Origin of the sequence: Hyalangium sp. (assembly GCF_035629615.1) — a bacterium.
In the GTDB taxonomy this organism is placed as follows: Bacteria; Myxococcota; Myxococcia; order Myxococcales; family Myxococcaceae; genus Hyalangium.
In genome coordinates this window covers 1-24032 of the sequence record NZ_DASPHO010000475.1, presented here as the reverse complement: position 1 = coordinate 24032, position 24032 = coordinate 1, and the positions used below count along the sequence as shown (strand labels likewise).

Below are 24032 nucleotides of genomic sequence, written 5' to 3'. Positions count from 1 at the left end.
CGATGAGCGCGGCGTGGGCCGCATCGGCGTGAGCCAGCAGTACGTCTTCCGTGAGCACCCGCCCGGCGAGGCCCTGACACAGTCCCTGGTGCACACCCAGCGCGTGGCCACCGAGGCGCTCACGCTCGTCTGGAGCGCGGTGGCTGGACCGGCCCCGGAGGCAGAGCCCCCCAGCTCCGTGGCCGTAGTGCGACAGTCCTCGGGGGCGGCCTCCACCGGCTGGGACGCCTTCCTGCGAGTGCTGGTGGCCATCTCGGTGGCGCTCGCGCTGCTGCACCTCGTCCCCGTGCCAGGGCTGGACGGAGGGCGCCTGCTCTTCCTCAGCGTTGAGCTGGCCCGCGGGCGGCCCGTCTCCGCCAAGGTGGAGACGCTGGCGAACACCGTGGGCTTCCTCGCCCTGGCCGCCGCCATCCTGACCGTGGCCGTGGCGGAGGTTCGCCGGGCCTTGCCCTCCTCCAACCCGGGCCGCTCTCTTTCCCCCGGAGCGCCTGCTCTTCTGGATGCTGGGGTCGCGGGTGTGCCCACTCGGGATGGTGAGGGAACCTCGGGAACGGGGATGGTGTCAGACGGAGGGCGTCCACCCCCCGAGGTCCGGGAGGCGGCCAGTGCAGTGCCAGCACTCGATGGGGGGCGTCCTCCCTCGGATGCCGGGGGACCGACCGATCCGGGGAGCCTTCCGGACGCGGGTGGCCCTCCACGAGACGCGGGCGCTGCCGATGCGGGGTAAAGGCTCTATTCTCGGACGGTCCATGAATCGCCAAGTCAACGCCGGCCTCTTCTGCGAGCTGTACTGGGGTACCTCCCTGGCCGAAGCCTGGAGCTTCGGTCCCGAGCAGCCCCGCGTCCTCGCGGCGCCGGATGAGAAGGCACCCCTGCCGCTCTATGGCTTCACCCTGCCGGAGGAGCCCTTCCTCCTGGCGGAGCGCACGGAGCACGGCTACCGCATCTTCGTGCCCCCAGGCGTGAAGCTGGAGCGCAGCACGAAGGGAGATGCGTTCAGCGAGGTTCCCCGCGCCCAGCTGGTCCAGCACGAGGGCCGCGCCACCCTCGAGCTGCTCGAGGGCACCACTCTGCGGCTCACCGAGGGCCAGCTCCACCTGATCGTCCAGCACTCGGTGGCGAAGGATCGGGTGGGGCAGTACCGGATCAGGGACTTCGCGTGGCTGGCGATGGTCATCGTCCTGTTCCTGAGCGCGCCGGTGGGGTTCCTCATCGCCGGGCCGACTCCGGTGAAGATGCAGGAGAACAACGCCCGGGCGCTCGCGGCCGCCAAGGAGAAGGACCTGGAGCGACGCAAGGCGCTGGGGCTCGACACACCTCTGCGGCCCATCAACGAGGCCGAGAAGGCGCAGAAGTCCGATGGCGGGACCCAGGTCACCGTGCCGGCCAACCTCCGCGTCCACTAGGGGCCGAGTCCCACCCAGACCTCGCCGTCCTCGAAGAACTCCTTCTTCCAGATGGGGACGTCCTGCTTGAGCCGCTCGATGGCGTGCTCGCAGGCCAGGAACGCCTCCTTGCGGTGCGGGGCCGCGGCGGCGATCACCACCGCCAGCTCTCCCGGCATCAGCGTCCCCACCCGGTGCATGATCGCCAGGCGCGTGCCATGGAAGCGCTCCGCCACCTCCGCGCCAATCGCCGCCAGCCGCTTCTCCGCCATGGGCGGATAGGCCTCGTACTCGAGCCTCAGCACCCTCCGGCCCTTCGTCTGGTTGCGCACCGAGCCCGAGAAGGTCACCAGCCCGCCGTAGGCCTCGCCCGACACCGCCGCCACCACGTCCTCCAGCCGCAGCGGCCGGTCCACCACCGAGAACAGACCGGAGCCTCCCGACACCGGAGGAATGAGCGCGAGCTCCGCCCCGACTGGCACCTCGGCCGACGGATCCACGAACTCCTGGTTCACCGCCACCCGCAGGTGCGGCAGCAGCGGTCCAAGCGTGGGGTGACGCTCCGCCAACAGCCGCAGCACCTCCTGTACGCGCATCCCCCCGGACACCTCCAGGGTCTCGCGCTGGGTTCCCGCGCGCTCACGCGCCGCAGCGAAGTAGAGGACGGTGATCGAAGCCATCTCAGCGCGTCCTCACCACGATCCGCCCCCGCAGGCGCGCTCCGCCCTCCTCGGGCGAGAGGTCCATAAAGGCGTGCTCGAAGGGAGTGAGCTGATCCAGGAACGCCCCGCCGAAGGCCTTCGCGGCCGCGAGCTGCCCCGCGGGCACCCCTGGCACCTGCCCGGGAGCATCCATCTCGGCGCGCAGCCGCCCCATGTCCACCATGAGGGACAGGTGGCTCGGCCCGAACGCGCTGGCACCGAAGCGCTCGCGCAGCCCCGCCGCCACGTTCTCCCGAGGCCTGGCCTCCAGCGCCTCGCCCGCCTGGAGCGACAGCCGATCCGCCGCCACGGTGAAGACCATCGGCTGGTCCATCAACCGCGTCCGGAACCGGGTGACGCTCTTCTCCTGGATCGTCTCCACGTTCCACGAGCCCGCCTCGAAGGCCTTCTTGAGTGCCGCCACCACCGGCTCGGGACGCGTGAGGCCCGCCTCCAGGAGCACGGCGCCGCGCGGCTCGGGACGCTTGTTGGTGAGGAAGTTCCGGTAGAAGGCCGGCGCGTCGAAGTACACCAGCAGCGTCACATCCCCCCGCACCGCGCTGATCAGCGCCTCGGCGTCGATCCCTTCCTTGCGCCAGGAGTCCAGCGCCTCCGCGCGCCGCGGCGACCCCGGAGCTCCGACGAGCGCCTTCGCCAGCTCATCCGGCGGAATGGACACCATCGCCGCGGCAACAGGCCCCACCGGCGCCTTCTCCAACAGCGTCGGAACGGGGCCCTGCTTGCCCGACAGCAGCACCTTGTCCGAGGCCATAAAGCCATCCAGCTCCGCGCGCCCCTCCTTCACCCGCAGCGACGAGAAGAACCCAGGGAATCCATCCGCCTGCTCCTTCTCCGGGAAGCGGGTGAAGAGGTACAGGTTGCCCTCCTCCACCTTGCCGCGCAGCGTCGCCAGCAGCGGAGACTCGGAGAGGCCGGGGCCGCTGAACCCCATCACGTACCGGCGCAGCCCCTCCGCGTCCGGAGACGAGAGCGACGCCTTCACCGGCTCGCCCTCCTTGGCCTCCTCCGTGTCCGGCATCGCCAGGTACAGGTAGCCACGGTCGACGAAGACCGTGAGGGGCTCCGACTCGCGCAGCTCGATGCGAGCACTGCCGTCCGCCTGCCGCTGCGCCGTGAGCCCCTCGGACTCGAAGTCCCGGACGAGCGCCTCCACGGCCGCCGGGCCGTCCACCACCCCCAGCACCGCCACCGAGCCTTCGAAGACGGGCACTGAGAACAACCCGAAGCCCTCCTCCGGATCCACCATGCTGGTGTCGCCTCGGACGCTCTGGAGGATCATGGGCAGCAAGGGCGCCTCCTCGATCTGCCGCCGGGCGATGTCGGGGCCCACGAGCCGCTCGTAGAAGTCCACCAGCGGCTCTACCGAGCCGCGGAGCTGGGGCACGTAGATGGCCACCGTCGCGTCCGCGGGGATGGCGCGCAGCACTGGCCGCGGCACCACGGTGACGAGCGCGCGGCCCAGCTCCGTCGCGCCCTCGAGCGCCTGCACCGTGAACGTGCCGGAGCGTGGAAACGCGTGGGAGACTCGGGCCGCCTTCTGGGTCGGCGTGCCGTCCCCGAAGTTCCAGGTGACCTCGGGCGCGCCCTCCTGGGCCGAGCCAAACCCCACCGGGAGGCCCGCCTCCACCGTGCGATCGGGCCCCACCTCGGGCTTCGCCGCGCGGTGGCAGCCGGGAGCGAGCAGCCCCGCGGCCACCAGGCAGAGGACGGACAGCGGGACGCTCAGGGACGGGGACAGGGAAGACCGCATACGAGCGGTCTAGTAGTCCAAGGCGAGCCCGAACATCCAGTGCCGACTGGAGAGAACGAGCCCCGAGCTGCCAAAGTTGTTCACTTCAGCGTACGTCCACTCCGCGAAGATGTAGCTGTGGTTGACGCCAAGGTCAGTGTCAAAGTCCCGCGCCAGGCGGGGCTCCAGCACGTCCAGCAGGAACGAGGCGCCCAGCGTGAGTCCGTAGCCCCAGCGCCCGCCCTTGCCCGAGCGATCGTCCAGCTGCTGGGTGCTGTCCCCCTTGTTGATCCACCACGGCATGTAGATCAGCCCCAGCTTGCCGTAGGGCACGAGGGGAACTCCCCAGCGGAACGCCGCATAGTCGAACTTGTAGAGGGCATTGAGCTTCAGCGGCACGACCTTGAGTGCCGTCTTCTCGGCGGCCAGCTCGCCCGTCTCGGTGACGGCGTCCGAGTACTTCTCCGCATAGCCCGCCGAGAACCCCACCCCCGCCGAGCCGAAGCGCTGGAAGAAGTAGCGCTGCATCTCCACTTCGAAGAGCAGCATCGACTCGTTGCCGAAGGTGTTCGCGTAGGGCGTGTCCGTGAGACCCGCCTCGGTGTCGATGCGCGGCTTGTAGCCGCCCAGCTTGAACTCCAGGGCGCCCGTGCGCGGCGAATGGGTGGACAGCGTGGGAGCGTCCGAGACTTCCAGCGCCTGGCTCGGCAGCGCACCGAGGAGCGCGACGACCCCGAGGGCCACTGCTCGACTCATGACCGATTTCTCCTTGAAGACAGCCAGAATCCCAGGATGGCCAGCACCCAGCCACCCGCCAGACCGCCCGCCGCCGCGCCGCAGCCGCCCATCTCCTGCCCGCCGGCCTCGACATACCTGTCGAAGAAGCCGCGGGTGAGGACCGGCGTGCCCGTCTGGGCCTCGGAGGGCGCGCTCTCGTTGTCCGCCGCGTCCACCGCCGTCGCGGTGACGCTGTACGTCACCCCATTCTCCAGGTTCTCCACGCGGAACAGCGTCTGGTCCACGGACTGATCCACCGTCCGCGCGCCGGTCCCATCCGCTCGCACAATCTGGAGCTTCAGCCGGCTGGCGTCCTCCGGGGCAGCTACTCGCACGGACAGCGCCTTGTCCAGCGCCGCCACGTTGTCGATCGTCGGGACAGCCGGCGGCAAGGAGTCATAGACGACATCGACGTTGCTCTTGTGGAAGTTCTTCGAGCCAGAAGAACAGTCGGTCGCGAGCCCTCCAGGCACCGGGACCGAGGCGCAGAGCTTGTACTCCTCCTCCTTTTGCTCAGCCGGGCAAGCAGCATCGTTGAAGAGCGGGAGCTCGCTGACCTCGAACGTCACCGTGTTGCCGGTGGTGGGGGTGCCAGGCAGGTTGGCCTTGGGCACGGTGTGAATCACGTCCGACCCACTGGGTGGCTCATCCCCACAGGAGGTGGCGAACCAGAAGCGCAGGTCATCGCACGGGACGAACGTCACGGCATGGGCCCAGGTGACCGATCGGACCAGGTCACAGGGCTCTTTGGGGACCCGGAGCTCGGTCTCGTTGTTCGGGAGCGAGAGCTGGAGCGCAGTCGACTGGCTCCAAGCAGCGGGCGCGGTCAGCAGGGCGAGGGCAATCAGCAAGGAACGCATGGACGGTGGAGACCCTAGCAAGTGGGGGGCCATCTGAAACGGGGGGGGAGTTCCTTCATTCCCCCGGCTTCTCCCCCCCAAACCCCGCCAAATGGGCAGGCCCGGTCCAGGGGGTGTGCCAAATTGTCAAGCAGCGCGCTGGAGGAGCCGCAGCCCCGCCTCCACCAGGTTGAGCGCCCCCCCGCGCCCGGCGTTGTCCACCACCGCGAAGAGGGTGAGCCACTCGGGGGCCTGGGGAAAGGTGCGCAACCGGCCGACGTGGACCGAAGCGTCCCCCGCAATGAGCATGGGCATGGGGTAGACCTTCTCCGCGGGGCCATCCAACACCTTGAGCGCGGGCGAGGCCTTCAGCGCGGCGCGGGCCTGCTCCACAGGAGCCGCGGTCTTGAGCTGCACGTGGAGGCTCAGCCCGTGGCCATAGAACGTAGGCACGTGCACGGCGGTGCCGGCAACGACAGGCGTCTCACCCCGGGCGCCGAACAGCCGCGCCGCCTCGAGCGTCCAGCCTGCTTCCTCCTCGGTCCAGGGCGAGCTGGCCATGAAGGGGCCCACCTGGGGCACCAGGTTGAAGCCGATGCGGTGGGGGAAGACGTGCGGCTCGGACTCCCGTCCGGAGAGCAGGCCGGCGGTCTGCTTCTCCAGCTCCGTCACCCCCGCCACGCCCGCCGAGGACGCCCCCATGAGCGCCGTCACCTGGACGCGGACGACGCCGAAGGCCTTCTGGAGCGGCGCGATGATCGAGACAAGGGCGCTGGACACCGCGGAGGGGACGCTGACGATGCGGCCCTTGAAGGGAGCCCCCAGCATCTCTGGGTTGAAGGTGGGGAGCACCAGCGGCACGGTGCCGTCGGCGCGAAAGGCGGAGCTGGCATCCACCACCCAGGCGCCCGCGGCCTGGGCCACGGGCCCCAGCGTGCGGGAGACATCCGAGGGCGTGGCCAGCAGCGCCAGCCCCACGCCGCGGAAGGCCTCGGGCGTGGTCTTCTCCACCGCCAGCGTGTCCTCGCCGTACTCCAGCTCCACGGCCTCGGATCGCTCGGAGGCCAGCACGGTGAGCTGCTCGGAGGGCACTCCCTGATCCAGGAGCGCGGAGAGCACCTCGCGGCCTACCACTCCCGTGGCCCCCACCACGGCGATCCGTACGTTCTCGTTCATGGCGCGTCCCTTTACGCCAGCCCAGCCCCGTGCGCGAGCCTCCTGGAACAAGGCCTACGGGAATCACACAGACTCCAGCTCGCACTGGAGTCGCACGAGCCTCCGAAAGCGGGGGTGTAAGCTGCCGCACCCTCGACACACCGTGGGCAAGGTCCAGAGTGACAACTCCCTCCCCTCCTCCCCGCTCCAATGGCTCCCTGGCCCGCTCCACACTCCTCAAGATGGGCGTGCCCATCGCGGCGCTCATCGGCCTGACGACCTTCTTCAGCTACCTCCACATGGTCGGCTCGCTGCGCACAGCGGCCCTCTCTCACCTGGAGAAGTATGTCTCCGAGCGCGCCAAGCAGGAGCAGGCGCTCTTCATGCTGGCGGCGGACAACCACACCGTCCTGAAGAAGGCGCTGGCGGAGCGGATCCAGGCCTTGCGTCAGGAAGATCCGGCGCCCCGCTTCGAGACCCTGTTCGCGCGCAGGCCCGACGGCACGGTCCGCAGCCGTGCCGAGCACTTCGATGGCACACGAATGCCCGGAGTCTTCATCGCCGCAGACGCTCCGCTCGATGAGGAGCTCCGGCGCCGCATCCTGGCCGCGTATGACGTGCTTGCGCAGTACGGGCCCGCGTTGCACACGCGCTTCACCAACACCTACATCACCCTGCCGGAGAAGCTGTTCGCCATCTACTGGCCGGAGAGCCCCTCCTGGGTCCTGGACGCCGAGACCGCCCCGCCGCTCACCAGCCTCGAGCTCTTCACGATCAGCCTGCCCGAGAACAACCCGCAGCGGCAGACGGCCTGGTGCGGCATCTTCGCGGACACGGTCATCAAGAGCTGGATGGTCTCCGTCTCCACCCCGCTGGACCTGGAGGGCAGGCACGTGGCGACGATCAGCCATGACGTCCTCCTCAAGGAGCTGATGGTCCGCACGCTCCACGACCGGCTGCCCGGCTCGTACAACCTGATCTTCCGGGACGATGGCCTGCTCATCGCCCACCCCGAGCTGATGACGGAGGATGCCGTCGAGACGCACAACATCCTGGAGACCGCCGAGCAGGCCGGGCCGAGGGCACACTTGCGCAGCATCTTCGAGCAGGTGAGGCGCCGCCAGCCTGGGCAGATCGTCCTGGAGAACGAGGAGGGTGACACCTACCTCGCCGTGGCCCGGCTGGAAGGGCCTCAGTGGAACCTCGTCACCGTGCTGCCCAGGAGCGAAGTCACAGGGCCGGCCTGGCTCGCGGCCCGCTATGTCCTGTGGCTGGGCCTCCTGGCGCTGCTCGTGGGGCTGGGGATCATGTACCTGGTGATGAAGCTCCAGATCACCCGTCCACTGAAGGACTTCAACCAGGCCGCGGACCAGGTGGCGGCGGGCGACTTCATTGTCCGGATGAACACGGCTCGCAATGATGAGCTGGGACAGCTGGCGCGTGCCTTCCAGCTGATGGCCAACGGCGTCCAGCAACGCGAGGAGGCCCTGCGAGAAGCCAACGAAGGGTTGGAGCAGCGAGTCCTGGAGCGCACCCGCGAGCTGAAGGACGTGCACCACCAGCTCGTAGAGAGTGCCCGGCAGGCCGGCATGGCGGAGATCGCCACCAACGTGCTGCACAACGTGGGCAACGTGCTCAACAGCGTGCAGACCTCGACGCTGTTGGTGACGGAGCGGCTGGGCAAGCTGAAGCTCGCCAGCGTGCGCAAGGTCGCGGCCCTGCTCGAGCAGCACCAGGGGGATCTGCCTGACTTCCTCACCCAGGATAACCGCGGGAGGATGATCCCCTCCTACCTGAATCAGCTCGGGCAGAGTCTGGAGGAGGAGCGCGAGCGCATCCACTCGCTGCTGGGCGATCTCGGCAGGTACACCGAGCACATTGGTAGCATCGTCAACCTCCAGCAGAGCTATGCCCGGCCCCCTCAGGCGCTCGAGTTCATCTCCCTCGGGGAGCTGATCGACGACGCCCTGCGCATCAACGCCGCCGGGCTCAGCCGCCACGAGGTGAGGGTCGAGAAGCACCTGGCCGAGCTGCCGCCGGTGCTGACGGACAAGCACAAGGTGCTGATGATCCTGGTGAACCTGATCAGCAACGCCAAGTACGCCCTGGATGAGGTTGCCACGGACAGGAGGCACCTGACCCTGAGGCTCGAGCACCCCGAGCCCGAGCAGCTCCTCATCCGGGTGAGCGACAACGGCGTTGGCATCGCACCGGAGATGCTCACGCGCATCTTCGAGTACGGCTACACCACCCGCACCGGGGGGCATGGCTTCGGACTTCACTCCAGCGCCATTGCAGCCCAGGTGCTGGGAGGCTCACTGACGGCGCACAGCGACGGGCCAGGTCGAGGCGCCACCTTCAAGCTGAAGCTGCCCTACACCCCGGGGGGGGTATAGACGCTTGGAGCGCCGCCCTTGAGAGCGGCGGTGTTGCACGGGTGAGGGTGAACGCCTACTCACCTGCGATGTCTTTGCCCTCAAGGGACTCAGCACGCCGCGTCAACTCGTCGGCAATACTGTTCCAATCGGGCCCGACGAATCTCAGATCGGCCGCCGCCCTGCGCAACAGCGACGGATTGTCTGGCTCCTGCAAACACGCTAGCCGATAGGCAAGATTTCTGATCCAGACTGGAACCAAGAGCACATCCCTGCTGAGCGCAGTTTCCAGGAACTCCAAAATAGCTGCTGGCGAACTGAATGTGAGTTCCTCAACGAGTCTATACTCAGCTTCGCTGCGGGCCAGTCCTGGTTCCTCGGGTATCGAGTCAAACAGTTCGATGAGAGAGGCCATCTCACCACCCATCAGGGAAGCAGGTAATAGGTTCCAACCGAAACCGTGCCACCCGGCGTCTGAACTGCGGAGAACCCGATCGTATGTCCTCCCACCCCGACTCTTCCTATGTAGGGCTGCGGCACAACTCCGCCGCTCACCGTAGGCAGAGCTCCGCCAGAAGCACGGAAAGCATTCAAGTGGTCCATGATTGCATTCTCGACCTCATCCGGGGTCAGGTCTGTGTTCCTGAGGTCCGTTCCTGATCTGTGTGCTCGATTGAAGCCATGTCCCGTATTGAAGCGGTAGGTGGTGCCCCCGCTCTGGCGAGTCGTCGTAAGGTTGGTTCCGCTTCCTTGTGTGGAAACTGAACCTCCCTTGCTGCCCGAGCCCATCGTACCCATAGCCACTGCCGTGGGCGCCAGGGTGATGACGATGTTGCCTTCCACAACAGCCACCGCGCTCACCTGCCCTACCTCCGACAACCTGACACCCACCTGCGAGGCCCCCAGTGTCGCCGCCTCCGAGAAGTTGGGCAGCATCGGCAACCGTGAGGCCAGCCATGCGGCACCTCCCACCATGCCCCGGGTCACCACCACCGTCGTCGCAAGGACGAAGACGCGCGCGACCTCCGGTCCCACCGCGCGCGCGAAGCGTTGGCTGGCCTCCTGCAACTCCTCAAAGGTGGTGGCCCGGTCGGTGGTACGCTTCAGTTCCAGGCTCGCATTCAGCACTGCCAGAAAGGCGTCCACGCCCAGGTAGATCAGCATCACCGCTGAGACAATCGCAGCCGCCTTGGTGAAGATGGGCTCGGGGTTGGCCGCCAAAAAGACCCACGTCACCAAGCCCGTGGCGAGCACGGAACAGAAGAGCTGAGGGGCCAGGGTGTTCTGCACCGCGTGGGCAATGCTCTCGCGCATGGGGTCGAACGACAGGCCCAGAGCTATCCCCAGTTTGTCCCACTGGCTGAAGCCCATGACGTCATCGAGCACGGACAGGCAGTCATCCTTCGGCTGGCCCGCCTTGCAGAGGCCTCCGAGGCCCTTGCGCGCCAGGTCCTGCCAACGGGGGGCCTGGGTGGGACTTGAGGAGGAGGTGCGCACAAGCCAGCCTTGCTGGGGATGGCGAAGAGTCAGGGGGGCATGCAGCACCAGCAGGGTCAACGCCTCTTCGAACTCGTCCGCGCCCACCTCGACGGATTTGTTCGAGGTGGGCGACCGGTACTCCAGGGGCGCACCCTGCCCCGTGTCGAGGCGTACCACGCGCGTGGTGGCGCACGCGCTGGCCAGAACCACCATCATGAGCACTGCGGTCAGACGATGGGCCATGGAACACCCTCTTGAGCAGGGGAGAAGCTCAGCCTACGGGAATGTCACCCCAGAGACGATGACCATGAGCCCCGTGGTCAGCAGGCCCGCGAGGCCCCCGGGGCCCTCTTTCTCGGCGAGCAGACGTGAGTTCATGGGGCGGATCCGCCCTGCGCACCCACGGGCACGAGCACGTGCTTGAGCACGTACTGCCACATCCTCCGCCGGCCTTCATCATCAAGGGTGAGGGTGAACTGGGGGGAGATGCGCGACATGGTCTCGAAGAGCACCATCTCCGAGAACATGCCGTCGCGCATGACGTCCAACAACCGATCCAGCGTGGGATCCATGGGTCCCTCCACGTTCTGCGCCTTCTGAGTCTCATGGACATGAGCGGCCGCGCTGACACACTCGAAGTCCTCAATGGAGTTGAAGAAGTGCTCGGTGTGGCCGGTCATCTCCTTGCGGTGCTCAGCATCCGCGTGCCAGAGCGCCTTGCACGCGCCAAAGGCGAGCCAGGCGGGGCCGTAGAGGGGATCGTACAGGACGACCATCTCCTCTCCTCGCTTGTACGCGAAGCCCCGCGGAATGAGCACGTCCCCCTTGAACACCATCCCAACCCCCTCGAACTCCCCGAGCAGCCTGCGCAGGGTGGCGTCGCGGGGACCCAGGACCAACGCCCAGGCCAGCGCCTCACGCGCCTCCTTCAGTCGGCCGAGCCGCACAAGTGCTCTGCCCAGGCCATAGTGGAGTTGGGAGTCATCCGGGTTGAGTTGCAACGCCTTCTGGTAGTGGCCGAGCGCGGCGGCGGGCTCCCCTCGGGCGAGTGCGATCTCCCCGAGGTGCTCGAAAGCCAGATAGCAGTCCCGACACTCCGCGATGACCTGATTGCTGATCTTCTCCGCCTCTTCAAGGCGCTGGGCCTCGATGTGCTTCACGGCCTGAGCCATCAGCGCTTCCATCTTCGGCTCCAAGGGCCACTCCTGGACGACCCGTCTCCCGTCTTCGACCACCACGCGAGGGAGATCGACGGGCTGAATCCCCATTGGCCAGAGCGAATCCGCGGCCCCGCCGGGCGGTGAGTCGTCTGGCTCTACGCGATACTTGACCGGGGAGCCCTGCATCCGCTTCACGATCTCCGAGGGCGAGAGATACGGAAGATCATCCGCCGAAGGCAGGGACCTGAGCTTGGGCGCGGGCGCCACGGCGGGCGTGGGCGCGGGTTTGGGAGCTGAGGCACAGCCAAGGCCGAGCAGAAAGCAGGTGACAAGGAGGTAGCGGACCAAGAGGTCATGTCCTTGACAGGAAATGAGGCAAGTCACGATGCACCTTGGGAAGCGCCTGACGCTCAATCGTCCTTCAGGCGAGCGGTGGGGGCGGGCCCAGGCAGCGGGGGGAACTTTGGGTTGCGCTCGGGCTCGGAGGCCCGGACGTAGTGCGGCTCCAGCGTGAAGATCGCCTCCAGGGGCTGTGCCTCCGGGAAGCGTGCCAGCCGCGCCAGCTCCACCGCCGAGGGGAACGCAGGCCCCGGCAACAGCCGCTGAGGAGCCACGCCCGCGGCCTCCAGGACAGCGCGATAGTCGGTGAGCGCGGGCCCCAGCGCGACCGCCTCGGGCTCGGCGGCCATCCTCGCCGCTACCTCCTCTGGAGACATGGCTGTCTCAGGCTCCAGCGCCTCCACGCTGTGCCCGCGCCGCTGGTACGCCCCGAGGTACAGATCGTCCTTGCGCGCCACCGCGAGGCAGAAGAGCGGCGGCCCCTCGGGCCCCTCCAGCGCCACTGCCGCCAGAGAGGACGCTCCGGCCACCTTCAGGTGCGCCGCGTAGGCCAGCGCCTTGAGCGAGGCCAGGCCGATGCGCAGGCCCGTGAAGGAGCCCGGCCCCAGGCCCACGGCCAGGCCCTCCAGCTCCGCCAGCTTCACCCCATGCCGCGCGAGCAGCTCACCGATGACACCTGGCAGCACCTCGCTCTGCTTCTGAGGAGGCCCCACCACCACGTGCTCGATCGCGCGCACCTCCTCGCCCACCCGCTCCACGAGGGCGAGCGACAGCGTCAGCGTGGAGGTATCGAGCGAGAGGAACACAGCCCTCCTCTACCCCGGCAGCGCCTGGAGCGGGATGGAAAAGGCAGAGCTCGGCTCTTCGTCCTTGCAGCGGTACAGCCGCACCCGAGCCAGCCCCTTCTCCACCATCTCCAGCTTGCGGGCCGCGCCCAGGGACACGTCGATGACGCGGTCGTCCTTGAAGGGCCCTCGGTCGTTGACGCGCACCTCCACCGACTTCCCGTTCTCCATGTTCACCACCCGTAGGCAGGTGCCGAAGCGCACCGTCCGGTGGGCGGCCGTCATCGCGTTCTGATCGAAGCGCTCCCCATTCGCCGTCTTCCGGCCGTGGAACCCCGGGCCGTAGTACGAGGCCAGCCCCTCGCCCAGGTACGTGCGCGGTGCCTTGCCCTCCGTGGACGGCTCTGCCCGAGCGCTCGGAGCCGGCCGGGCCGCGCGCGAAGCGCAGCCCGTCAACAACCCCACCCCCAGCGCCACCGCGAGCAGCTTTCCCAACGCGATGCTCACCGGGTGATGTCGTTGAAGAACGCCACCAGCATCAGCGCCACCAGCATTGCCAAGCCGATGACGTTGGCGACCTCCCGCACGCGCACGGGGATGGGCCGCCGGCGGATGCTCTCCCAGGCTGCGGCCACCAGGTGGAAGCCATCCAGGATCGGGATGGGCAGCAGGTTCATGACGCCCAGGTTGATGGAGATGATCGCCATCAGCTGCAGGAAGGAGTCCCAGCCCTGCTCGGATGTCTTCGCTGCCATCTGGTACATCATGATGGGTCCACCCACGGAGCTCAGCGGCACATCCCGGGTGATGAGCCCCGCCACGGCCTTCACCGTCTGCTTGGTGATCGCCGGGACGATGCGCACCGCCTGCCCCAGCGCCTCGCCCGCCGAGTAATCCAGCTTCACCGTCTCCGGCGGCGCACCGGCGTTCCACTGCACGACGCCCACGCCCAGGTACGTGTGGGTGTTGCCGATCGCGTCCACGCTCTTCAGGGTCGACCGCGCGAGCTCCTCGGTGCGCTCGCCCTCGGCCCCCCGCCACGTCAGCTTGAAGGGCGCCTCTCCCATCGCGCCGAGCTTCACCTGGAACAGGTGGAAGGACTGGAGCGTCTCGCCATTCAGGGCCACGAGCCTGTCCCCGGACCGCAGGCCTGCCTTCCGCGCCGGGCTGTCCTGCGCCACGGACGCGATGTAGAGATCCACCGGCTCCGCGCCGAGCGCCGCGAACCCCTCGCCCGGCTGCTTGTCCAGCTTCACCTTCACCGCGTCCGGCATGCGGACGGTGATGGCTCCCACCTCCACGGAAGGCGAGCGCTGAACCACCAGCTCCAGCGGGCCCTGCTCCCGATCCAGCACCTGGTACAGGGACGCCACGTCCGGCACATACGTCCCGTTGATGGTCAGGATCCGATCAAACGTCTTCAGCCCCGCCTGCTCTGCCACCGAGCCCGACGGTACGCCCACCGTCGGCAGCTGCGAATAGGGCTCCGCGCCCAGCACGCCCCGCTCGATGGTCTCGATGGGCGACGACTCCACCTTCTTGAGCGGCGTCACCTCGACGATGAGCTGCTTGCCATCCCGCTCGACGGTCAGCGGTACCGGACGCTCGAACTTGCCAATGAAGGCCTCGTCGACCTCCTTGTCCGTCCGCACCTTCTCGCCATCCACCGCGAGGATCCGGTCCCCCGGGCGCATGCCCGCGGCAGCCGCGGCCGAGCCGGGTGCCACGTAGCCCACGCGCGTGGACACATCCTCGTACGGCCCCAGGAAGACGAAGAAGTAGACCAGGACGGGGAACGCCAGGTTGAACACCGGTCCGGCGAGCACGATCAACATGCGCTTCCACGGCGGCTGCGCCAGGAAGCCCCGGTGGGCCTCTCCCGGCTCCATCTCCTCGCCGGGGATGTCCCCCGCCATCTTCACGTAGCCGCCGAGCGGCAACAGCGCGAGCTGGTACTCCGTGTCCCCCTTGGTGAAGCCCAGCAGCTTGGGCCCAAACCCAATGGAGAACTTGAGCACCTTCACCCCGCAGGCCTTCGCCACGAGGAAGTGACCCAGCTCGTGCACCGTCACCAGCACCCCGAGCAGGAGCGCGAAGAACCCGATACTCTGCATGGCGGCAACACTAATCGCGCCAGCGAGCCAGGACAACGCACATCCATCCACATTGCCCGGCCGAGCACACAGCCGCTAGGGCAGCCACCCGCGGACGAACTGCACGTAGATGAACACCAGGGGGGCGTTGAAGATCAGCGCGTCAATCCGATCCAGGATGCCGCCGTGCCCCGGGATGAGCTTGCCCGAGTCCTTCACCCCATAGGCACGCTTGAGCATGGACTCGCACAAGTCCCCGATAGGACCGGCGATCCCTCCCACCACTCCCAGCACCACACAGTCGGCCACCGTGAACTCGGGGAAGAAGCCGGCCCGGGCGATGAACATGCCCGCCACCGAGCCCACCATCCCTCCGAAGAAGCCCTCCCATGTCTTGTTCGGGCTCACCTCCACATACAGCTTGTGGCGGCCCAGGAAGCGGCCAGCGAAGTAGGCGGCGGTGTCGTTGGCCCAGGTGATGACGAGCGCACAGATGACCCAGGCCATGCCCCCCTCACCCACGCGCAGCGCGGACATGGCCGTGAGCCCCACCGCCGCGTAGAGGAAGCCGGTGATCAGGTGCGCCGCGCGCAGGGGCGCCTCGGGCAGCGGGCCTCGAATGAGGTGGTACGTCCACGCGAAGAAGAACAGGGCCGCCGTCCCCCAGAAGGCCCCTTGCCCCACGTGCTCGGGGCCGAGCAGCGCCAGCCAGGGCATCAACCCCGCCAGGACGATGCCCACCCACGTCGCCGGGTACAGGTGCTTCAGGGTGATGGTGTAGTACTCGCTGGCGCACGCGGCAGCCGCCACGCCGAACAGCGCCGCGCTCCAGGCGCCTCCCTTCCACAGCAGGAAGAGGACCACCGGCAGCAGCACCACTGCCGAGACCAACCGGACGACGAGGTTCTTGTTCTTCTCGTTCACGCCTTGGCCCGCTGGGTGTCCTCGCGCTGGAGCTGCGTGGACGTCAGCCCGAAGCGCCGCTCTCGCTGCTGGTAGTGCGCCAGGCTCCGCAGGAAGGCCTCGGTCCGGAAGTCCGGCCACAGCACATCCGCGAAGTACAGCTCCGCGTACGCCATCTGCCAGAGCAGGAAGTTGGACACGCGGAACTCTCCGCTGGTGCGCACCATCAGGTCCAGCGGCGGCAGCCCCTGCGTCCACAGGTGGGACTCGATGTCCTTCTCGCCGATCCGCGCGGGATCCAGCTCGCCCGCCACCACGGCCTGGGCAATCTGCCGGGTCGCGTGGATGAGCTCCTCGCGGCCGCCGTACGAGAGCGCCAGCGTGAGCACCATGCCCTGGTTGTGGGCGGAGTCCACCCGCAGCCTGTCGAGCGGCTCGCGCACGTAGCGCGGAAGCTTGTCCACCTCGCCAATGGCGTTGAGCCGGATGCCATTGTCGAGGATCTCCGAGCGCTCGCTCTGGAGGTACTCGCGCAGCAGCTCCATGAGCCCCGCCACCTCGTCCGCGGGGCGGGCCCAGTTCTGCGAGGAGAAGGCGTACAGGGTGAGCGCGGAGACACCCACGCGGCGTGCGGTGCGAGTCACCTCGCGCACACTGGCCGAGCCCTCGCGGTGCCCCTCCAGCCGTGGCACGCCGCGGATCTCCGCCCAGCGGCCGTTGCCGTCCATGATGATGCCCACATGACGGGGCAAGGGACGGGCCTTGACCTGCTGTTCGAGCGCGCTGAGGGCAGAGGGGCGTTCCATGGAGCGTTGCACATTAAAGGCCCGGCCTTGCGCCGTCCACGCCCGTGTGGGCCAACGGTCGCCGCAAGGCCCTGACCGGTCGCCCGGTGAGGGTGGGCGGCGCACATGCACGCGGTGGCCGCGAGGACAGGGTGTCCTCCCTGCAGAAGAACACCCCCAAGCGTGTTTGACCGTGCAGTGACCTGCTCCGTAGGATCGGGGCTGCTCATGCCCCCTAAGTTGATTGGTCCCTACCGCGTCCTGGAGACGCTTGGTAGCGGAGGTGTGGGGACCGTGTACCGGGCCCTGGACCGCCGCACCAGCGATCCCGTGGCGCTCAAGCTGCTCTCCGCGGGTCCAGCCCTGGACACGCGAGCGGCGCGCCGGCTGGCTCGTGAGTACGAGACGCTGGCGGACCTGGCGCACCCCAATGTGGTGCGTGTATTCGACGTGGGCGTCTTCCAGGGCTACCCCTACCTCGTCATGGAGCTCATTGAGGGGCTCACGCTGCGCAACTACTTGAACCTCCGAGGAGTGGATCTGCTGTCGCCCTCGGGCTCCATCTCCTCTCCGCGAGCGCGGACGATCCCAGAGGACTCGGGGTCCTGGGGCGATGACAACGAGGACTCGGGCGGCGACGACGGCCCCATGCCGTTCAACCTGGCCGCCTTCTCCGAGGAGGAGCCGAGCGAGGACGCGGGCATGCACGCCGGGGCCGCGTCGGTCCGCGCGCTGGCGGACGCGGCGGATGAGCCGGACACAGATGACCCAGAAGGCTTCGATCTGCCGCTCGAGGTGGCGGATCCCAAGGTCCAGCTGGTCGAGCGCCGCATCCAGGAAGCCCGCACCGAGGACCTCAACCGCCCCGAGCGCATGGGCCGCCTGAAGGACGCGATGCTCCAGATCTGTGAGGCACTGGCCTACATCCACGGGCACGGGCTGATGCACCGCGATCTGAAGCCCTCCAACATCATGGTGGATGAGGACCGGCAGGTGCGGTTGATGGACTTCGGGCTGGCGAAGTTCCTGGCGGACGACGCGGGCCTGACGGCGGATGGGCGCATGGTGGGCACGTTCCGGTACATGTCTCCGGAGCAGATCCTCGGAGAGCCGCTGGATGCGCGGGCGGACCTCTACAGCCTGGGGGTCATCCTCTACGAGCTGATGACAGGGCGGCCGCCGTTCGACGCGAAGACTCCGGGTGCGCTGTGGCAGCAGGTGCTAGAGGTGGAGGCGGCGCCCATCCTGGGCATCAACCTGAAGGGAGATCCTCAGCTGGCGCGAGTGGCCCACAAGCTGCTGCGCAAGGAGCCGGATGATCGGTTCCAGACGGCCGAGGAAGTCTACGAGGCACTGGCCGAGTGAGCGCCGAGGCAGAGAAGCTTCATACGCTGACGGTGGAGGCCGCGAAGGCGGGCCAGCGGGTGGATCTCTTCGTAGGAGAGGCGCTCGGGCTGTCGCGGGCGAAGCTCAAGCGCCTCTTCGAGGAGGGTGCCGTGAAGGTGAACGGGCGCCCCGCGAAGAAGGGCCTGCTGGTGGCGGCGGGCCAGCAGATCACGGTGAAGTGGGAGGAGGAGACGCGCGAGGCGGTGCCGGACGCGGGCTTCCCGCTCGAGGTGCTGTACGAGGACGCGGCGGTGGTGGCGGTGGACAAGCCCGCGGGACGGCCCTCGCATCCGCTGCGGCCGGGAGAGACGGGCACGGTGGCCAACGCGATCGTGGCCCGCTACCCCGAGTGCGCCGAGGCCGCCGAAGACCCGCGCGAGGGCGGCCTGTGTCACCGGCTGGACATCGAGACCTCCGGGGTGCTGCTCGCGGCGCGCACGCGTGAGGCGTGGCATGCACTGCGCTCGGCCTTCGGTGGGAGGGGTGTGGACAAGCGCTACCTGGCGCTGGTGACGGGGCCGCTGGCGGACGAGGGAGAGATCGAGCTGCCCTTGCGCCACCACCCCCGCCACCCGGATCGCGTGGAGCCGGCGATGTCCGAAGCCGAGGGGGCTCGCGAGGCGCACTCGATCTTCCGGGTGCTGGCGCGCGCGGGCGAGTACAGCCTGGTGGAGGTGCGGATCCTCACGGGAGTGCTGCACCAGGTGCGCGCGCACATGGCGGGCGTGGGGGCGCCGCTGGTGGGGGACGCGCTCTATGGCGGGAGGCAGGAGCCGGGGCTCTCGCGCTTCTTCCTGCACGCGCGATCGCTCGGGTTCACGCACCCGCTGACGGGCAAGGCGGTGCACGTGGAGAGCCCGCTGCCGCCGGAGCTCACGGCGGTGCTCCAGAAGCACGGCCTCTCGTTCGCCCCGATCCAAGTCCCAGGCGAAGCGGTGGCTACTCGCCCATCACCTTGATGATGACGCGCTTGCGGCGCTGTCCATCGAACTCGGCGTAGAACACCTGCTGCCACGTCCCGAGGTCCAGCTTCCCCGCAGTCACGGGGATGATCACCTGGTGGTGGATGAGCAGGGACTTCAGGTGGGCATCTCCATTGTCCTCGCCCGTGCGGTGGTGGCGGTAGTCCGGCCCCTGGGGCGCGAGCTCCGGGTCTTCATTTCCGTGCCCTGTCAGGAAGGTCCGCTACAGTGACGGACGTCATGCGCGCCATCATCCACGTCGACATGGATGCCTTCTACGCGTCCGTGGAGCAGCGGGACAACCCGTCCCTGCGCGGCAAGCCGGTGATCGTCGGCGGCCATGCACAGCGAGGGGTGGTGGTCGCCGCCTCGTACGAGGTGCGTCCCTTCGGCGTGCGCAGCGCCATGCCCATGGCTCGCGCGGTGAAGATGGCACCTCAGGCCATCGTCGTCCCGCCGCGGTTCTCCGCCTACGCGGAGGCCAGCGAGCAGGTGTTCGCCATCTTCGAGCGCTACACCCCGCTGATCGAGCCGCTCTCGCTCGACGAGGCCTTCCTGGACGTCACGGCCTCGGCAGGCCTGTTCGGCTCGCCCGCGGAGATCGCCCGCCGCATCCGCCAGGAGATCGCTGCCGAGCTGAGCCTCCCTGCTTCGGCGGGGATCGCTCCGGTGAAGTTCGTCGCCAAGATCGCCTCGGACCTGGCCAAGCCCAACGGCCAGCGAGAGATCCTCGCCGAGGAGATGGTGTCCGTCCTGGCGAAGCTGCCCGTGTCGCGCCTGTGGGGCGTCGGCCCGAAGACCGAGGAGGTGCTGACGCGCGCGGGGTTGAAGACGATCGGCGACGTGGCGGCGCGGGACGTGGCGTGGCTGGAGGACCGCCTGGGCTCGCAGGGCCGTCACCTCTGGGAGCTGTCCCAAGGCCACGACCCCCGCGAGGTGGTGCCGGATCGCGCCGCCAAGAGCGTGGGCGCGGAGGACACGTTCGAGGAGGATCTCCGAGGCCTGGATCTGCTGCGGCCTCACATCCACGCCCAGGCGCTGCGCGTGGGCAGGCGGCTGCGCAAGGCCGGCGTGAAGGGACGCGTAGTGCAGCTCAAGGTGAAGTTCGCGGACTTCACCGTCATCACCCGGCGCACCACCCTGTCCACTCCGACCGATGACGGACAGGCGCTCTACCGGGCCGCGCTCGATCTGCTGGAGCGCGCCCACGAGGGCAAGCCTGTCCGGCTCACGGGTGTGTCCGTGCAGGCCCTCGGCGAGCAGGAGCCGCAGCAGCTCGGGCTCTTCTCGGCGCCTCCGCCGCCTCGCAGCGCGAAGCTCAACGCCGCGCTGGACCGCATCGCCGAGCGCTTCGGCACCAAGGCCATCACCACTGCGGATCTCGCGGAGAGCGGCGGTACGGCCAACGACGAAGATCCGTGGGAACGGCCCTGAGGGAGCGGCAGCAGCTCGTGGCATGAGCTGGCGCTAAGCCCCCCACCCTCCCCCCTGGAAGAGGGCGGGGAAGTGCCTCGAGAAGAGAATCTGGGCCTACGCTCTCAAGAGGGAGCCAGGCGACCGCCGTCCCAAAAAAACTGCGGAAACTGAAACCTCCAATGCTTTCAGGAGCTTACGTAAGGATCCAGGGTTCACTCGCCCGTCTGCCTGCCTGAAAGTTCCACCAGGGAGCAACCATGCGCAGTGTCGATAACGCGCTGAAGGGGCAACGGAACAAGGGGGAGCGATGGGGATGGAGCGGGCGAGGTGGGGCGGTGTCCTGGTAGCGGACGAGATCGACCCAGGGGCATGGCGCCGCCGGGCAGGAGTCATGAAGCGCCTCGTGGCGGTCATACCCGCCCTGATTCTGGCGCTGGGCCTCTTGTCCCCGAGTCCTGGTTGGGCGGCGGAAGCTCAGGCCACCCGCTCCCCGCTCTCCTGCCCGGGCGGCGTCACGTTGACCCCGATCGCCGCCATCCAGGGCGCAGGCGCCTCCAGTCCCCTCTCCGGACGTCCCGTCACAGCCGAAGGCGTCGTCATTGGCGACTACCAGCCCGCGGACCTTCAGAGCGGTTTCTTCATCCAGGCCGCGCAAGGAGACGGCAACCCCGCCACCAGTGAAGGCCTCTTCGTCTACGTGCCCCGGAGCAATCCGCTGTCGAGCGTCGACGTGCGACCGGGCGATCTCGTGCGCGTGAGCGGCACCGTCAAGGAGTTCCGCACGGGCACCGGCACCCTCACCGAGCTCGACTTCGTCAGCGCGCTGAGCGTCTGCTCCAGTGGGGCCAGCCTTTCGCCCACTCCCATCGCGCTGCCGGTGCGTGCCGTCACGGACCTCGAGGCATACGAGGGCATGCTCGTCACCTTTCCGCAGGTGCTCACCGTCACGGAGACGTACAACCTCGGGCGCTATGGCGAGCTGCTCCTCTCCAGCGGGGGGCGTCTCTTCAGTCCCACCAACGGCCAGGGAGGCTCTCCCGAGGAGTACGCCCGGCGACGCATCGTCCTCGACGACGCCAGCTCGAGGCAGAACCCTGCTCCCATCCCGTTCCTGTCCTCACCCGGCACGGACGGCACACGGCGCGTCGGTGACACGGTGAGCAGCCTGACCGGTGTGCTCACCTTCCAGTTCAGCGAGTACCGCCTCTACCCCACCCTCGTTGCGGCCTTCGTCAACGCCAACCCACGCACCGCCGGACCGGAGCCGATCGCCGGTGACGTGAAGGTCGCCAGCTTCAACGTCCTCAACTACTTCACGACCCTCAATGAGCGCGGAGCCAACTCGGCTGCGGAGCTCGGGCGCCAGAAGGCGAAGACCGTCGCGGCGCTGAAGGCCATCGACGCGGAGGTCGTGGGTCTCATCGAGGTGGAGAACAACGGCCCAACCGCCCTCCAGGACCTGGTGGATGCACTGAACGCCGCGTACGGCGGGCCCGAGTACGCCGCGGTACCGGATCCCCTCACAGGCACCGGGAGCGATGCCATCAAGGTCGCCCTCATCTTCAAGCCGGGGTCGGTCAGCCTCGTTGGCGCCTGCCTCAGCTTCCCGGACCCCATCTTCGACCGCTACCCGGTGGCGCAGACCTTCCGCAGGAACGGCGAGGGCAGCCAGTCCGGGGAGGACTTCACCGTGGTCATCAATCACTTCAAGTCCAAGGGCTCCTGCCCCAGCAGCGGGGATGTGGACCAGGGCCAGGGATGCTGGAACCTGAAGCGCATTGAGCAGGCGCAGAAGCTCCTCCATTTCATCGGTGAGCTGCAGGGGCGCTCGACCGATCCGGATGTGCTCGTTCTCGGCGACCTGAACGCCTACAGCGCGGAGGATCCGGTGCAGACCCTGGTGGCGGGCGGGCTGGAACCCCTGAGCCTGCGGATTCCGGCCGCGCAGCGTTACAGCTACGTGTTCGAGGGTCAATCAGGCGAGCTCGATCACGCATTGGTCACGCAGAGCCTGGCCGCCCAGGTGCGTGGAATGACCGTGTGGCACATCAACGCGGATGAGCCTCCGGTGCTGGACTACAACACCGAGTTCAAGACGGATGATCGCTACGCGCCCACGCCGTTCCGCTCGAGCGATCACGATCCTCTCATCGTCGGGCTCGCTCTGAACGCTGTCTGCGCAGTGGCCCCAGGAGCGCCCGCACTCGAGCTTCATGGCGACCACCCGCTGACGCTGGAGTGCGGGGTGGACACATGGCTGGACCCTGGAGCGCGGGCGTGGGACGCGTGCGGCCCGCTGGAGGTACACACGTACAACTCGGGCAACGATGCGTCCGGGCCGGGCCCGAACATGCGCGCTGAGGGCACCTATTCGGTGCAGTACATGGCATGGACTTCGGAGGGGCAGACGGTGAGCGCCATCCGCTCGGTGCGAGTGGCGGACCGGACTCGCCCGACGCTGAGGCTCAAGGGAGACGCGCAGATGACGCACACCTGCGGCAGCGGCTGGGTGGATCCCGGAGTGGAGGCCTGGGATGCCTGCTACGGGAACGTGGCGCCGACGGTGGTGACGACGGGGTACGTGAATGGCTGGGTGCCGGGCGAGTACACCTTGCGCTACGACGTGCGGGACAGCGCAGGCAATGCGGCCACGTCGGTGACGCGTACCGTGAAGGTCGTCAACTGCCCCTGGTAGGCTTTGTAGGCTGCCCCTACGGCCGGACCTCGTCGAAGCTCCGAGCCACGGGATGGGGGCCCGCGTCCACCTGGGGCCCTTCCCCTCGGACAAGGCACCACGTGCGCAGGCCCGCGGCGCAGGCGGCGTCCAGCTCCTCCCGCACATCCGACAGGAAGAGGACCTCCTCTGCGGGCAGCTTCAGTTCCCGGATGATGGCGGCATAGGAAGTGGATTCCTTCTTTCCGCCCACTCGGGTGTCGAAGAAGCCGCTGAACAGCGGAGTGAGATTCCCAAAGGGCGTGTGGCCGAAGATCAGTCGTTGGGCATGTTCCGAGCCCGAGGAGTAGACGGAGAGACGCAGGCCCTGCTTGTGCCACTCGCGCAGCCAACGTGCAGCGTCCTCGTAGACGTGACCCTGGAAGGCACCCTGCCGATATCCCTCCTCCCAGATGAGCCCTTGCAGGCCCTTGAGGGGCGCGAGCTTCTGATCCGTCTCGATCCACCGCAGCAGCACTCCCACCAGCTGCTCATCGTCCCCGTCCATCCCCGCAACCTTGCGGGCCTCGTCCAGCAGCCGGCGCACCTCCGGCCGGTGGCCTTGAGCCCGCACAAACCCAGGCAGGTGGCGCGTGGAGTAGGGAAACAGCACGTCCTTCACGAACGACAGGCTCGTGGTCGTGCCTTCAATGTCCGTGACGATGGCTCGAACCATGTCGTCAGGCTGCCAGGGAGGGGAACCGTGCGGCGATGTCGTTGCCGGTGAAGTGTGCCACCCACCCCTCCGTGCTCGTGAACAGGCGGATTGCGATGAAGTGCGGACTGGGCCCCATGTCGAACCAGTGCGGCGTTCCATCCGGGACGCCGATCAGATCCCCCTTCTCGCACAGCACGGCGTACACCTTGCCCTGCCTGTGGATGTTGAAGAGGCCCTGGCCCTCCACGAAGAAGCGCACCTCATCCTCGCTGTGCGTGTGCTCGCTGAGGAACTTGTTGCGCAGCTCCACCTTCTTCGGGTGATCCGGCACCATCTTGATCACATCCACGGACCGGAAGCCCTTCTCCCTC

General features: G+C 68.1%; 23 protein-coding genes. 7 read left to right on the top strand and 16 right to left on the bottom strand.

Annotated features, from left to right (window positions below):
• The coding region (locus VD972_RS24435) for a site-2 protease family protein (RefSeq protein ID WP_324990909.1) at window positions 1-727 on the top strand (727 nt) is incomplete at its 5' end.
• Between the two features lie 22 nt (window positions 728-749).
• Window positions 750-1406 carry a hypothetical protein gene (locus tag VD972_RS24430; protein WP_324990907.1) on the top strand — a complete coding sequence of 219 codons (657 nt, stop codon included), beginning with the start codon at window positions 750-752 and terminating at the stop codon, window positions 1404-1406.
• On the opposite strand, the gene moaD is transcribed toward VD972_RS24430, so the two are convergent.
• From moaD to VD972_RS24405, 5 genes are all read right to left on the bottom strand, one after another.
• Window positions 1403-2065 carry a molybdopterin converting factor subunit 1 gene (gene moaD, locus VD972_RS24425; RefSeq protein ID WP_324990905.1) on the bottom strand — a complete coding sequence of 221 codons (663 nt, stop codon included), beginning with the start codon at window positions 2063-2065 and terminating at the stop codon, window positions 1403-1405. The two genes, VD972_RS24430 and moaD, sit on opposite strands and share 4 nt — an antisense overlap.
• Before the next feature lies 1 nt (window position 2066).
• On the bottom strand, window positions 2067-3857 hold the full coding sequence (locus tag VD972_RS24420; protein WP_324990903.1) for a PKD domain-containing protein: 1791 nt from the start codon (window positions 3855-3857) through the stop codon (window positions 2067-2069).
• Window positions 3858-3866: 9 nt separating this feature from the next.
• Entirely contained in the window at window positions 3867-4592 is a 726-nt protein-coding gene (locus VD972_RS24415) for an MXAN_2562 family outer membrane beta-barrel protein (protein WP_324990901.1), read from the bottom strand.
• Complete coding sequence (locus VD972_RS24410; RefSeq protein ID WP_324990900.1) at window positions 4589-5473, bottom strand: MXAN_2561 family MXYO-CTERM-anchored protein; 885 nt, start codon at window positions 5471-5473, stop codon at window positions 4589-4591. The genes VD972_RS24415 and VD972_RS24410 overlap by 4 nt, the downstream gene beginning before the upstream one ends.
• 126 nt (window positions 5474-5599) lie before the next feature.
• Entirely contained in the window at window positions 5600-6628 is a 1029-nt protein-coding gene (locus tag VD972_RS24405; RefSeq protein ID WP_324990898.1) for an aspartate-semialdehyde dehydrogenase, read from the bottom strand.
• A 158-nt stretch (window positions 6629-6786) separates the two neighbouring features.
• On the opposite strand from VD972_RS24405, the gene VD972_RS24400 reads away from it, so the two are divergent.
• Window positions 6787-9003 (top strand): ATP-binding protein, encoded by a 2217-nt coding sequence (locus VD972_RS24400; RefSeq protein ID WP_324990896.1) that lies wholly within the window; start codon window positions 6787-6789, stop codon window positions 9001-9003.
• A gap of 55 nt (window positions 9004-9058) precedes the next feature.
• Here the strand turns inward: VD972_RS24400 and VD972_RS24395 are convergent, their stop codons facing one another.
• The 8 genes from VD972_RS24395 to VD972_RS24360 form a co-directional block, all read right to left on the bottom strand.
• On the bottom strand, window positions 9059-9397 hold the full coding sequence (locus tag VD972_RS24395; protein WP_324990895.1) for a hypothetical protein: 339 nt from the start codon (window positions 9395-9397) through the stop codon (window positions 9059-9061).
• An 11-nt stretch (window positions 9398-9408) separates the two neighbouring features.
• A complete protein-coding gene (locus tag VD972_RS24390; protein WP_324990893.1) occupies window positions 9409-10704 on the bottom strand; it encodes a hypothetical protein in 1296 nt (431 codons plus the stop codon).
• Window positions 10705-10835: 131 nt separating this feature from the next.
• Entirely contained in the window at window positions 10836-11657 is an 822-nt protein-coding gene (locus VD972_RS24385) for a tetratricopeptide repeat protein (RefSeq protein ID WP_324990891.1), read from the bottom strand.
• A gap of 374 nt (window positions 11658-12031) precedes the next feature.
• On the bottom strand, window positions 12032-12766 hold the full coding sequence (gene tsaB, locus VD972_RS24380) for a tRNA (adenosine(37)-N6)-threonylcarbamoyltransferase complex dimerization subunit type 1 TsaB (RefSeq protein WP_324990889.1): 735 nt from the start codon (window positions 12764-12766) through the stop codon (window positions 12032-12034).
• A gap of 9 nt (window positions 12767-12775) precedes the next feature.
• Window positions 12776-13252 (bottom strand): septal ring lytic transglycosylase RlpA family protein, encoded by a 477-nt coding sequence (locus VD972_RS24375; RefSeq protein WP_324990887.1) that lies wholly within the window; start codon window positions 13250-13252, stop codon window positions 12776-12778.
• On the bottom strand, window positions 13249-14859 hold the full coding sequence (gene rseP, locus VD972_RS24370) for an RIP metalloprotease RseP (RefSeq protein ID WP_324990885.1): 1611 nt from the start codon (window positions 14857-14859) through the stop codon (window positions 13249-13251). The genes VD972_RS24375 and rseP overlap by 4 nt, the downstream gene beginning before the upstream one ends.
• Window positions 14860-14934: 75 nt before the next feature.
• Window positions 14935-15762 (bottom strand): phosphatidate cytidylyltransferase, encoded by an 828-nt coding sequence (locus VD972_RS24365; protein ID WP_324990882.1) that lies wholly within the window; start codon window positions 15760-15762, stop codon window positions 14935-14937.
• Entirely contained in the window at window positions 15759-16547 is a 789-nt protein-coding gene (locus tag VD972_RS24360; RefSeq protein WP_324990880.1) for an isoprenyl transferase, read from the bottom strand. The genes VD972_RS24365 and VD972_RS24360 overlap by 4 nt, the downstream gene beginning before the upstream one ends.
• Before the next feature lie 207 nt (window positions 16548-16754).
• Between VD972_RS24360 and VD972_RS24355 the strand changes: the two genes are divergently transcribed.
• Together VD972_RS24355 and VD972_RS24350 are read left to right on the top strand one after the other, a co-directional pair.
• A complete protein-coding gene (locus VD972_RS24355; RefSeq protein WP_324990878.1) occupies window positions 16755-17891 on the top strand; it encodes a serine/threonine-protein kinase in 1137 nt (378 codons plus the stop codon).
• Window positions 17888-18871, top strand: a complete 984-nt coding sequence (locus VD972_RS24350) for an RluA family pseudouridine synthase (protein WP_324990876.1) — start codon at window positions 17888-17890, stop codon at window positions 18869-18871. The genes VD972_RS24355 and VD972_RS24350 overlap by 4 nt, the downstream gene beginning before the upstream one ends.
• Here VD972_RS24350 and VD972_RS24345 read toward each other — a convergent pair.
• Window positions 18852-19088, bottom strand: coding sequence for a secondary thiamine-phosphate synthase enzyme YjbQ (locus tag VD972_RS24345; protein ID WP_324990912.1), 237 nt, complete (start codon window positions 19086-19088; stop codon window positions 18852-18854). The two genes, VD972_RS24350 and VD972_RS24345, sit on opposite strands and share 20 nt — an antisense overlap.
• Before the next feature lie 26 nt (window positions 19089-19114).
• Between VD972_RS24345 and VD972_RS24340 the strand changes: the two genes are divergently transcribed.
• Window positions 19115-20308: a DNA polymerase IV gene (locus tag VD972_RS24340; protein WP_324990911.1), complete on the top strand. Its 1194-nt coding sequence runs from the start codon at window positions 19115-19117 to the stop codon at window positions 20306-20308.
• A gap of 373 nt (window positions 20309-20681) precedes the next feature.
• Window positions 20682-22985, top strand: a complete 2304-nt coding sequence (locus tag VD972_RS24335; protein ID WP_324990874.1) for an ExeM/NucH family extracellular endonuclease — start codon at window positions 20682-20684, stop codon at window positions 22983-22985.
• 16 nt (window positions 22986-23001) lie between these two features.
• Here VD972_RS24335 and mtnC read toward each other — a convergent pair whose 3' ends face one another.
• Together mtnC and VD972_RS24325 are read right to left on the bottom strand one after the other, a co-directional pair.
• A complete protein-coding gene (gene mtnC / locus VD972_RS24330; protein ID WP_324990872.1) occupies window positions 23002-23679 on the bottom strand; it encodes an acireductone synthase in 678 nt (225 codons plus the stop codon).
• Window positions 23680-23683: 4 nt separating this feature from the next.
• On the bottom strand, window positions 23684-24032 hold a 349-nt coding region (locus VD972_RS24325), incomplete at its 5' end, for a 1,2-dihydroxy-3-keto-5-methylthiopentene dioxygenase (protein ID WP_324990870.1).